Source organism: Fusibacter paucivorans (assembly GCF_018390735.1).
Classification (GTDB): Bacteria; Bacillota; Clostridia; order Peptostreptococcales; family Acidaminobacteraceae; genus Fusibacter; species Fusibacter paucivorans.
Map to the genome: position 1 here is coordinate 126813 of NZ_JAHBCL010000010.1, position 12229 is coordinate 139041.

The window sequence follows — 12229 nt, forward strand, 5'->3', positions numbered from 1 at the left end:
TCCTTAACAAACATTATATGTTAAAAATCTGTATTCGGCAAATACTTCGTGAATGAAATTGAATCAAAATCATACTTTTGTTCTGTAAGGCCGCGTTCATACATCCAGTCAGAGGTAATTTCAAAGGTTGTCGAATCAGGTGCGCCGATCGCGCTGTATGCCGGCAGCACTTCAGCGTCTCTCAGTGCTTCGCTAAAGCCAAGTACTTCAGCCAGTTGGTCGTAAATATCGTCTGAGCCATTTTCGTTAAGCCACGCTGCTGCATTGTTATAGGCTTGAAAAATAGCTCTCGAAACAGCTTCATCTGATGCCAGTGCATCGCTGAAAACCAAAATACCGGGCGATAAACCATAAGTCGCCATCGAGCCAATCACTTCACCACCATCCAGCATCGCCGTACTTGCCAGCGGTTCCGGCAGTGTTGCGGCTTTTAGTTTGCCCGCTTTGAGCATTTCGAGCCTTACTGGCATCTGCGGTATTGCAACGCTCTGTATCCTTTGACTAATCCCCTGCTGCTTGGCGATATAATCTGTTGAAAAATCAATAACTGTATTTGAAGAAATCCCCACACTCGCCGATGTTAATTGATTAAACGATGCCACCGTTAAATCTGGTGAGGTTATCATATAATAATCACCGTCTGTCTGTGCCACCATTTTCACAGGTAAATCTGCATCATTATAAAATATAATGGACAACATATCCGCCATTGTCCCATCTAAATTGCCCGTTTGAAGCGCTGCATCACGATCAATGGCACTTTTAAAAGCAACAATTTCAACATCAATGCCGGCTTCTTCGAAAAAACCATTCTCTGAAGCAATTAAAAACGGAACTGCGCCCACATCAGACATAACGCCGATTTTAAGCTTTCTATCCATCATTGCATCATGATCGCTCTGATCACTTGTATTATCAGTTGAGCAGCCTGTAATCACAAGTATTGTCAATAGGCCAATCAGTATATATTTAAATGCTTTCATAACGCCTCCAAAATTGTATTAGCAATCATCATTTTATCACAGATCACTGACACGGTCTACGCCAATTACCATCGTTGACATCAACTTTCAAAATTATTACAATGAATATAAATTGGAGGAAATAATGACCTATAGAGACTTAACATCATATATAAGGGCTTTGGAACACCACGGTTGGCTCAAGACCATAGAGAGCGAAGTCGACCCCGAACTGGAAATTACTGAAATAACGGACCGTATCTCGAAACAAAGCGGTCCTGCTTTAATGTTCAAACACGTGAAAGGCTCCCCTTATCCGCTCATCATCAATGCGATGGGGACCTATGAGCGTTTAGCACTTGGGCTCGGCGTTGTGCAGCTGGATGACATCGCCAATCGTATTGCCCGTTATCTGGATATAAAATCATACAGCACCTTGCTTGGTAAAATTAAGGCAATCCCAGCATTGGCACCACTTCCCTTTATCTTCCCAAGACGTGTTCGCCGCGGTGCCTGTCAAGAAGTCATAGAAGCCCCAGACTTAAACACACTGCCCATTATCAAGTGTTGGCCCCAAGATGGCGGTAAATACATCACACTGCCGCTGGTCTTCACCAAAGACCCCGAAACCGGTCAGCAAAACGTGGGCATGTACCGTCTCCAAGTATACGATGCTCAGACGACCGGCATGCACTGGCACCTGCATAAAGACGGCAGAGAAATCTATGAAAAATATCGAAAAATCGGCAGACGTATGCCCGTCTCCGTGGCCATTGGCTGTGATCCAACTGTTATCTATTCGGCAACCGCCCCTCTGCCAAAGATGATTGACGAAATGATTTTTGCAGGTTTTTTAAAAAATCGTCCTGTCAAAATGGTTAAATCCATCACGAACGATATCCTCGTTCCAGCGGATGCTGAATTTATATTAGAAGGTTATGTCGATCTCAATGAAAAGCGCCGCGAAGGACCGTTTGGGGATCACACCGGTTATTATTCACTCGAGGATGATTATCCCGTTTTTCATCTGGAAAAGCTAACCCGCAAGCGACATCCCATCTATCCGACGACTATCGTTGGTAAACCGCCAATGGAAGACTGCTATCTCGGCAAGGCAACTGAGCGTATCTTTCTGCCCCTTTTAAAACTGCAATGTCCTGAAATCGTCGATATGGATTTTCCGCTGGAAGGCGTCTTTCACAACTGTGCTATCGTTGCTATTAAAAAAGCGTTTCCGCTTCACGGCAATAAAATTCTCAGCGCATTATGGGGACTTGGTCAGATGATGTATACAAAGATGATTATTATTGTCGATGAAGATGTCGCCCTTCACGATTACGCAAACGTTGTAAAAACATTACTGTCAAATGCAACAGCACCGTCACACTATATTTTGTCAGAAGGCCCGCTCGACGCTTTGGATCATGCGTCAAATCGCCCCCTTCAAGGTTTCAGACTTGGCATTGACGCAACGCGCAAACTGTCGTCTGAAGATTCTGGCAAACCGCTTTCGAACGCTACCATCGAAAAGGCTATCGAATCCATTGGCAGAGGTGAACTCGCCATTCAAGCTTTTGATAAAACAGAAGGGCTGACTACAAAGGCGTATTTCATGCAGCAGCAGGCAAATCATCACGCACTCGTCCTCGTCGATCCATGGATTGATACGGGCAGCCTTTCCACTGTCGCTTGGAAGATCTTCAACAATATCGATCCTGCACGAGATATTAGTCTCCATACCCGGACAGATGGCAGCCTTTTTATTGGTATTGATGCCACTAAAAAAGGCCCGGCCGACGGTCTTGAAAGACCTTGGCCGGATGATATCGTCATGTCGGACGACATCATTGCTAAAGTAACGGAAAGGTGGCAATCCTATGGTCTATAAAGGTGTCCTTGAGCGACTTCACCGCTATGGCGAACTCGTCATGTTCTCCCATACACTCTTTTCACTGCCATTTGCCATGATTGCCATGTTTTTAGCCGCAGAGGGCTTGCCAAACGCCAAAACACTTTTGTGGATACTCGTAGCGCTCTTTGCCGGACGCAATGGTGCCAATGCACTAAATCGATACGTCGATGCACGCTTTGATGCACTTAATCCGAGGACTGCCGATCGCCATATTCCGTCTGGAAGCGTTAAACCAAGAGAAGCACTGCTCCTTACCGTTATCGCCTATGTTATCTTTGTCTTTGCCGCAGCAAAACTCAACCCTATTTGCCTTTATCTTTCACCAGTGGCATTGCTGCTTTTTACACTCTATTCATACACAAAGCGTTTCACTTGGCTGTGTCATCAAATTCTCGGCATTACTTGTGCCGGTGCACCAGTGGGTGCTTGGCTTGCCGTTACAGGTCATTTTGCACTGACGCCGCTAATTCTCGCAGCAGTGGTAACACTTTGGATTTCTGGTTTTGATATTCTCTACGGCACACAGGACATTGATTTTGACAGAGCACAAGGACTTTATTCCATTCCTGCACGGTTTGGCTTAAAAGGTGCGCTGTCCATCGCACGCATAAGTCATTTCATAATGTGGTTACTTCTTTTACTACTGACATTTCAATCGCCGTTGCTTTCAATGCCAACGCGCTTCGGCGTTTTATGCAGCGGCATTCTGCTGATCGTCGAACACCTCAGTGTCGATCCGGCTCATCGTCAAAAAATGAATTTTGCATCCTACCATCTCAATCAGATCATTTCGGTGATCCTATTTATTTCAGTGACACTCGACATCTTTATTCTTTAGAATTTTAATCATCATGTCTTGTGGAGCATATTTCGCTCATCAAAGGAGGCTTATACTTGAAAAAGATCATTATTGGAATCACCGGTGCCAGCGGCAGCATTTTAGCACAGTATCTTATCACAGGCTTATCTGAATATCCAGTGGCATGTCACTGCGTCCTTACCGGCAATGGTGAGCGCGTCTTTGAATATGAGACGGGCCTGTCTTTTGATAACTATCTTAAATCATTAGGTGAGACAAACAGCACGATTATCAAACACGATAACGACAATCTCTTTGCACCAATCGCCAGTGGTTCCTATGGTTTTGACGCCATGGTCATCATCCCATGCAGTATGGGGTCTCTCGCTAAAATAGCGCATGGCTATGCTGACAGCCTTCTACTGAGAGCGGCAGATGTCTGTATAAAGGAGAAACTCCAGCTCATTGTCATTCCAAGAGAAACACCATTGTCAGCTATCCATTTAAGGAATATGCTCACGCTCAGCGATGCAGGCGTTACAATAATGCCGCCAATGCCTGCTTATTATCAGCATCCAACAACGCTATCGGATATTACGTGGCTTACTGTCGGCCGCATTATGGAAAAGATCGGCATTTCAAATGACTACCATCAAACGTGGCAAGGAGCTAAGTAATGGCTTTAATATGCTTTGATCATTTTAAAATTCAGTATGCGGCCAAAATCGTTTTGGCGATTGATTCGCTAACATTGTCTCCTGAAAAAATTTACGCCGTCATCGGACCGTCGGGCTGCGGCAAGACGACGATGCTCTATGCGTTGTCAGGACTGCTTCCCAACGCTGCAAAGGCCAGCGGCACACTACGCAACGAGGTAATAGACGCCACGCATATCGTTCTGCAAGATTTCGGTCTCCTGCCTTGGAAGACCGTTCTGGAAAATGTCATGCTCCCAATGGTACTGAAAAACAGCATCTCTGAACAGGACGAGCAGGCCGCTCGATCTCTTCTTAAATGGTTCAAGCTGGATGATTACGAAAAGACTTATCCCATGACACTGAGCGGCGGCCAGAAGCAACGGGTCGCACTGGCACGCGCATGGCTGACGTCGCCGAAGTTATTACTGATGGACGAGCCCTTTTCAGCACTGGATGCCATTACGCGTGAGACGCTTCAAGATGAGGTTAAAAATCTCTATCTGCAATCGCCAAAGTCTGTCGTCATCGTAACACACAGTATTGAAGAGGCTGCTTTTCTAGGGGAATCTATTATTATCCTCTCCGCAGACGGCACGCTCTCCGAGGTAGTAGAAAATCCATCGTTTGCACTGCCAAACGCAAGATCGACAGCTGACTTTTACACCATGTGCTACGAGCTTCGCAAACGCATGAAGGCGGTACATTTATGAAAAGAAAACAAGTACTCTACAGTAGTATTGCCATCTTTCTTTTATGGCTGGCTTTTGCATTCCTTGATCGGCGCGGTATCATTCCTTCACCTGTCAATGTCATCTTATACTTGACAGTACACTGGGCACGTTTACTCCAGCATCTTTCAATGAGTTTCTTTCGGATTTGTATCGCTATTTTTGCGACAATGGTCACCGGAACAGCCATTGGCATTCTATCGGCGAGATCCGCAAAAGCAGATGCTGCTGTCACACCGTTGCTCTATGCACTTTATCCCGTGCCTAAAATCGCTTTTTTACCATTGCTCATGCTCTTTTTTGGACTCGGCAATATGTCAAAAATTTTACTGGTGAGTCTTATACTATTTTTTCAAATTGCCATTGCCGTTCGAGATGGCGTCAAAAATATCCCCGAAGGATACTTTTTAACTGTAAAGCCGTTTCGTCCCAGTACAATGCAGCTGTATCAGCATGTCATTTTGCCTGCGCTCCTGCCTCAGCTGTTTACTGCCTTACGCGTCAGTGTCGGCACGAGCATTTCTGTCCTCTTTTTTGCTGAAAATTTTGCGACACAATACGGCATCGGCTATTTCATCATGGACAGCTGGCTAAAACTTGACTATTGCGCCATGTTTGCCGGCATTATTGTCATCAGTTTTATGGGCTCTTTTATCTTTTTACTGATCGACTTGTCCGAAAAGCACTTTTGTCGATGGCGGGTTTTATAGCAAAAATCCTCAACATACAAAAGACCTCATATTTCATCATTTCATTACAAATAAAAAGGCCGCCATGGACGGGTTAATCCCCGTCTATGGCGGCTTTTTACTTAATCATACCGATTTATTTTTATGAATGTCTCTTATCCAAACACGCCGTATCCGACAATAAAATCCTTATGCTAGATTGTCATAATTTGCTTCAATCGCTTTAATCATTTTATAAAGCACTTCATTCATCGGCACAGGAATGTTATATGTCTTTCCAAGATCAATCATTTTACCTGCAAGCATATCAACTTCTGTTATTCGCTTTGCATCGACGTCCTGAAGCATAGATGTCTTATTATGTTTACCCAGCGTATCAAGTATTGTCATAAAAGTTGGGATCGCTTCATCTCCAAGCTGCACACCAGCAGCTGCTGCGACATCAATCACTTCCTGCATGGTTTGATGCATAAGCGCTTGTGCCTGTGGATTCGTTTGAAATAGGCCATAGGGACCTCTGAGCACGGCAGAGACCTGATTGATCCCGACATTTACCAAAAACTTCCACCAGAGCTCCTTTATAATTTCCGATTTAATTTCATAATCAATTGCGCCTGCCTCCAAGACCGCTGAAACCGTCTCAAGCCGCGCTGCCGCTTCTGGGTAACCTGCACCAAAAATAATTTTGCCGTTATTGGTATAGTTGATTTCATTTCCTATCCTCAAAGCATCGATCGCAACGACAAAGGCATGAATAATTTGGGCGCGATCATATGTTTTCGACAATATTTCTTCCGAATCAATGCCGTTTAAAAGTGAAACAATTGTCGTATTGGCGTCGACAAAGGGTTTAATAATTGCCGCAGCCTCTGACAGCTGATTATACTTTACCGATACCAAAATCACATCGAGTGGCGCATGTACAACATCAGGCGTCAACACATCAAAATGATACGTTTTCTGATTGACGACAACACCTGCTGTTTCATAACGTTGCCTTCTTGAGGAATCGACAATGACTTTTATTGGGATACCCTTTTCAATCATACGCGCGCCAATTGTCGCACCAATGGCGCCAAATCCTATGTAACCTACAGTTTTCATGGTAACCACCTCTTTCTATTTTAAACTACCGAATATCAGAACGACATCCACTATTATCAAACCACTATTAAGGATTATAGTGAATATTATACTGAATAAACGATATCGGGTCAATTGATACCTGCTTTAAAAGCAAAAACTCAGCGTTTGCACAATTATTAACCATGCAATCCTGAGTTCTTGTACTACACATCATCATCGATCCCTAACTTGTTCATCTTTTTATAGAGTGCCGTTCGGTGAATGCCCAGCATTACCGCAGCTTCGGTTCGATTGCCGTGGCATTTATCCAGTGCATCTAGAATAATCTGCCGTTCAACATCCTGCATCATATGTTTCAAATCACCTTCTAGCGGCAATGAGAGCGGATTGAATTCACTGTTTTGATGCAAATTTTGTCGAAATTTGGAGATATAGTCCGGCAGACTCGATGCAATAATCGTTTTCGCATTGGTTAAACTCACCGCACTTTCAATGACATTGCGAAGCTCGCGAATATTGCCCGGCCATTGATATTGCTCAAGACAGTGCAGTGCTTCACGCGAAAACTGCGTCGGACAATTCGGGTAATCAACTGCAAAAAGTTTAAGAAAGTGGCCGGCTAGCATCGACACATCCCTTTTGCGTTCTGCCAGCGGCGGCAGCGATATCGTCACCACATTTAATCGATAGTAGAGGTCACTTCGAAAACGGCCATTTTCAACCATTTCACGCAAATTTTCATTACTGGCGGATATAAAACGAATATCCAGCGGAATGCGTTCATTGCCGCCAATTCTTTCCAATTCCCGTTCTTCAATAACCCTTAAGAGTTTTGCCTGCATTTCATAAGGCATTGAACTCAATTCATCCAAAAAGATCGTGCCGCCGTTTGCCAGTTCGAATTTGCCAATTTTACCATGACTGGATGCGCCGGTAAATGCACCCGGTTCATAACCAAAGAGCTCTGATTCAAACAAGTCTTTTGGAATCCCCGCACAATTAATCTTTACAAAAGGGCCATAGCGTCTGTAGCTGGCTTCATGAATCGCATGGGAAAAATACTCTTTCCCCGTACCGCTTCTCCCTTCAATATAGACACTGGAGTTCGTCTCCGCCGCTCTCTTGGCAATACCAATCATCATTAACATCTGTGGATCATTGGTTAAAATTTGTTCAAAAGAGTATTTTGCTTGATTCAGCCGCGGCAAATCCTGTTTGTATTTCTTAATATGCACCTTCATTTGATCAAGGTGCTCTACCATGTGTTTAACTTCCGAAACGTCTTTAAAGAGTATTGTGCCAACGGCGCCAACGACGACGCCATCTCTGAGAATGGGAATCCTCGATGTTATGACATTGTGACCTTTAATCGTCTGTACATCGCCTATTTCAGGATGCCCGGTTTTCAAAACGATGTGCAGACGCGTATTTTCAATTACTTCGGTGACGTGCTTTCCCATGACCTCTTCTTCTTTCACGTCTAAAAATTTTTCATATTTAAATTTGATAATGAAACCATCTTTGTCGACGATAATCAATCCTTCATAAGCTTTTTCAATAAATTCGTCAATGATTTCCATTTCCCATTTTAATTGCGCATACGTCTTCTCCACATCTTACTCCTGTTCTGTTCGATGTTTTTTATATTGTATCAAAAATCAAATACATTGACAGTAAAATGTTAATGCATGAACAGAAAGCCTGCCGATATGGCAGGCTTTCATCATTGTATGAACATACAAATGCATGATGCATTAACATACAAAATCAATCACATCATAGGAACATTAAGCCCAAGGCGATAATGACACCTGTGTACAACAAGTCAATGACACAGAAACCCATGATATCACGCGCACCGAGATTCGCAATGCCGAGTGCCGGCAGTGCCCAGAATGGCTGGATCATATTTGTCCACGCATCCCCCCATGCAATGGCCATTGCCGTCTTAGCGGTGCTAACACCTAATTCAACACTGGCAGGCATCATAATTGGCGCTTGAACAGCCCATTGACCGCCGCCTGAAGGTACGAAGAAGTTGACAACGCCCGCACTTAAGAATGTAAATAGCGGATAAGTTGTTTGTGTTGAAATCGCAACAAAGAATTGAGAAATTTCGCCTGCTAACGATGCGCCAGTCGCTGCACTGACACCTGTCATCATCCCCATGATCCCAGCATAAAATGGAAATTGAAGAATAATGCCGGCTGTGCCCTTAGCAGCTGCAGAAATGGCATCCAAGAATCGTCTTGGCGTCTTGTGCAGAAGAATACCGAGGAACAAGAATAAGAAGTTAACGATGTTGAGGTTCAGTTCAAATCCTTTTGTCGCAAAATAATAAATGATGTAGACGAGACCCATAGCACCAATCAACATTGAGAGTACCATGCTGTTTTCCATTTTATCTGCAAATGTATTACCATGTTTAATCGTTTCTACTGTTTCATTATCATCTTCCAGCAATTTAGGATCAACAACGATCACCTCATCCTCACTAGGGTGCATAAACCGATTGAGGAATGGCATCGTAATGAGAATAATTCCGAATATAATTAGATTGAATGGTGAAAATATCGTCTGCGAAGTACTGATTGGATCAATAACGGCATCATTTGTCGCTTTTGCTAATTCAGCACCCGCCGTTGCAACTTTAAGTGGAATAGAACCTGAGATCCCGGAGTGCCATACGACGAAACCAGAATATGCCGATGCTATCAGCAGTCGATAATCCACGCCTTTAACCACGCGTGCAAGTTCTTTTGCATAGAGTGCGCCGACGACAAGACCAAATCCCCAGTTGATCCAACATGCAATTGTCGAAACAAATGTAACGGCGAGAATCGCTTGAAGCGGTGTCTTACATGGTTTTGCAAGTGCTTGCAAAAAATTTTTAACAACTTTTGTACTCGCCAGTGTATGACCGGTTACAAGTACCAGTGCCATTTGCATTGAGAATGCTAATAAACTCCAAAATCCGCCTGCCCAGTGGCCGATCATCGCCATTGGCGATTGTGAAGTTGAAATCATGCCGGCAACAAATACGATGAGTGTTAAAATAACACAGAATAAAAATGGATCCGGCAAATAGTTTTGTACAAGTTTGACACAACCACGTGTAAACTTTTTAAACATAGAATCCCTCCTAATAATATAATGATGACACATCTATGAAATCAGCACCTTAAGCAACACTTTGAGATACTGCAGATTGCCATGCATCATTTCAGGTGCCGGCATCCAAGTGCATACACAATTGTATAGCGCAATGAATGCCGGCGCCCTTCATTGGCTTGGCAATTCAGCAATTCTAATCATAGTCGCACTTCCAAAGCCTTTCCTTTGAATAGCTTTGACTAGACCATTGGCTTCAGGTTGTCTGAAATCAACAAATTGGCTTCTGTTGCTGCCTTTATTTCATCTAATGCATATTCAGGATTGTACTCTACGAGCAATAAACCTTCTTCAGTCACTTCCATGACACCCATTTCAGTGATGATTTTACTTACCTTTTTCGCCCCCGTTAAAGGTAAGTCGCATTTCTTAAGAATTTTCGGTGTGCCTTTTTGCGTGTGCTGCATTGCTACAATTACTTGTTTTGCACCGCCGACGAGATCCATTGCACCGCCCATTCCTGGAACGAGTTTGCCAGGGATCATCCAGTTTGCCAGATTGCCTTCTTCGTCTACTTGCAATGCGCCTAATACGGTCGCATCAAGATGTCCGCCTCTGATGATGGCAAATGACATCGCACTGTCGAAAAATGATCCGCCAGGCATAATGGTAACAGGTAATCCGCCAGCATTTACGAGATCAGGATCCATTTCTTCGCCTGATTGCGCCGGTCCAATGCCTGTGAAGCCATTTTCAGAGTGTAAAACGATTTCAACATCATCTGGTACATAGTTGGCCACTAAAGTTGGCAACCCAATTCCAAGGTTTACCACATCGCCGTCTTTAAATTCTTTTGCTACTCTTTTGGCAATTAATTCTTTAACATCCATCGCTATACCTCCTATGCTTTCACAATATAGTTGACAAATAATCCTGGCGTCATCACAAGATGCGGATCGAGCTCACCAGTTTTAACAACTTCTTCTGCTTCTACGATTACCGTTGATGCAGCCATTGCCATCATAGGATTGAAATTGCGAGTTGCTTCATTGTAAAAAACATTGCCCTTTTCATCCACTTTTGAACCGTAGATTAATGCGATATCTGCTTTCAGCGCCTTTTCGAGCAGATAGGTCTTACCATCAATAATGAGATGATCTTTGCCTTCTGCAATTGGTGTTCCCACGCCGATTGGCGTCAATACGCCACCTAAGCCAGAACCGCCTGAGCGAATTTGCTCAGCGAGTGTGCCCTGCGGTGTCAGCACGACTTCCATTTTACCTTCGTTCATAAGCTGGCCTGAAACCTTATTGGTTCCAATGTGTGTAACAATTGCTTTTTTAACTTGACCATTGACGACGAGTTTGCCGATTCCTTTGTCTACAAAACTCGTATCATTCGCGATAATGGTCAAATCGCGAACATTTTTAGCCACGAGTGCATCAATGATCTTATTTGGGCCCCCGCATGCTAAAAAACCTCCGATCATGATTGTCATTCCATCTTTGACTTGAGAAACTGCTTCCTCGATCGTAATTTGCTTGTTCATTATAATACCTCCTGTTACGCAGTATCCCGCAAATACCCTACGCCTATTCAGGCGCCCTCTCAAACGTTTTAAACTGCTTTCTTTCTCTGATACAGCTTAAATGGTACACTTAAATAATTAGCAATTATCATGCCAATAGAAAAGAATTTATTTTAATAATCGTGTAACCGTTGGAAAATGACTATTTTTTAACAAAATCATTTTTCAATCTATCTGCCGATTGCTGTATCTGATAGTAACAACTCATTTTTTTGTAGCCAAAAGAAGACATTTCGTTTGATTTTCTTTTAACAATCCCGTGTGTGTACCCGTTCAGATACGCACAGCGTTCGATTATCGTAAATTTCTATTTACACTTTTATTAATTCCCATACATTCTGAAGCCTTCCGTGTACACTTACCCTAACTTTTTATCTCAAAACACTTTAAGGAATTTTAAAATAAAACGCTTGCAAAAGTGTCCTTGGCGACAATATAATCCCAGCTTGGCCACCCTACCTTGCTATCCAAAAAGAGATCCTCGGCAAAATTGCCGAGGATCTCTCGAGGCTAATAACAATAAACGAAATAAGCTTTTTCTTAAAATCCTGAGAATAATGACAGCATGACCCCAGCGGATACCGCCGAGCCAATAACACCTGCCACATTCGGACCCATGGCATGCATGAGCAGGAAGTTGCTTGGATTTTCTTTCT

Annotated in this window: 12 protein-coding genes; 5 read left to right on the forward strand and 7 right to left on the reverse strand. The window is 43.4% G+C overall.

What is annotated here, in order from left to right; translation table 11 throughout:
* Positions 1–20: 20 nt before the first annotated feature.
* Positions 21–983 (reverse strand): ABC transporter substrate-binding protein, encoded by a 963-nt coding sequence (locus tag KHM83_RS07405; RefSeq protein ID WP_213236358.1) that lies wholly within the window; start codon positions 981–983, stop codon positions 21–23.
* Between the two features lie 124 nt (positions 984–1107).
* Here KHM83_RS07405 and KHM83_RS07410 point away from each other — a divergent pair, with 124 nt between their 5' ends.
* From KHM83_RS07410 to KHM83_RS07430, 5 genes are read left to right on the forward strand one after another with little or no spacing between them, the layout of a single operon-like run.
* On the forward strand, positions 1108–2850 hold the full coding sequence (locus KHM83_RS07410; RefSeq protein WP_213236359.1) for a menaquinone biosynthesis decarboxylase: 1743 nt from the start codon (positions 1108–1110) through the stop codon (positions 2848–2850).
* Positions 2840–3712, forward strand: coding sequence for a UbiA-like polyprenyltransferase (locus KHM83_RS07415; RefSeq protein WP_213236360.1), 873 nt, complete (start codon positions 2840–2842; stop codon positions 3710–3712). Before KHM83_RS07410 ends, KHM83_RS07415 begins: the two co-directional genes overlap by 11 nt.
* Positions 3713–3768: 56 nt before the next feature.
* On the forward strand, positions 3769–4350 hold the full coding sequence (locus KHM83_RS07420) for a UbiX family flavin prenyltransferase (RefSeq protein ID WP_213236361.1): 582 nt from the start codon (positions 3769–3771) through the stop codon (positions 4348–4350).
* On the forward strand, positions 4350–5081 hold the full coding sequence (locus KHM83_RS07425; RefSeq protein WP_213236362.1) for an ABC transporter ATP-binding protein: 732 nt from the start codon (positions 4350–4352) through the stop codon (positions 5079–5081). Before KHM83_RS07420 ends, KHM83_RS07425 begins: the two co-directional genes overlap by 1 nt.
* Complete coding sequence (locus KHM83_RS07430; protein WP_213236363.1) at positions 5078–5809, forward strand: ABC transporter permease; 732 nt, start codon at positions 5078–5080, stop codon at positions 5807–5809. The genes KHM83_RS07425 and KHM83_RS07430 overlap by 4 nt, the downstream gene beginning before the upstream one ends.
* Positions 5810–5977: 168 nt before the next feature.
* Here the strand turns inward: KHM83_RS07430 and KHM83_RS07435 are convergent, their stop codons facing one another.
* From KHM83_RS07435 to KHM83_RS07460, 6 genes are all read right to left on the reverse strand, one after another.
* Entirely contained in the window at positions 5978–6892 is a 915-nt protein-coding gene (locus KHM83_RS07435; protein ID WP_213236364.1) for a ketopantoate reductase family protein, read from the reverse strand.
* A gap of 185 nt (positions 6893–7077) precedes the next feature.
* Complete coding sequence (locus KHM83_RS07440; protein ID WP_343213126.1) at positions 7078–8487, reverse strand: sigma-54 interaction domain-containing protein; 1410 nt, start codon at positions 8485–8487, stop codon at positions 7078–7080.
* Positions 8488–8650: 163 nt separating this feature from the next.
* The gene (locus tag KHM83_RS07445) at positions 8651–10006 is read right to left on the reverse strand and encodes a short-chain fatty acid transporter (RefSeq protein WP_213236365.1); all 1356 of its coding nucleotides are present in this window, start codon (positions 10004–10006) and stop codon (positions 8651–8653) included.
* A gap of 221 nt (positions 10007–10227) precedes the next feature.
* Positions 10228–10875: a 3-oxoacid CoA-transferase subunit B gene (locus tag KHM83_RS07450; RefSeq protein ID WP_213236366.1), complete on the reverse strand. Its 648-nt coding sequence runs from the start codon at positions 10873–10875 to the stop codon at positions 10228–10230.
* A gap of 11 nt (positions 10876–10886) precedes the next feature.
* On the reverse strand, positions 10887–11534 hold the full coding sequence (locus KHM83_RS07455) for a CoA transferase subunit A (protein ID WP_213236367.1): 648 nt from the start codon (positions 11532–11534) through the stop codon (positions 10887–10889).
* Positions 11535–12113: 579 nt separating this feature from the next.
* The coding region (locus KHM83_RS07460) for a sodium ion-translocating decarboxylase subunit beta (protein ID WP_213236375.1) at positions 12114–12229 on the reverse strand (116 nt) is incomplete at its 5' end.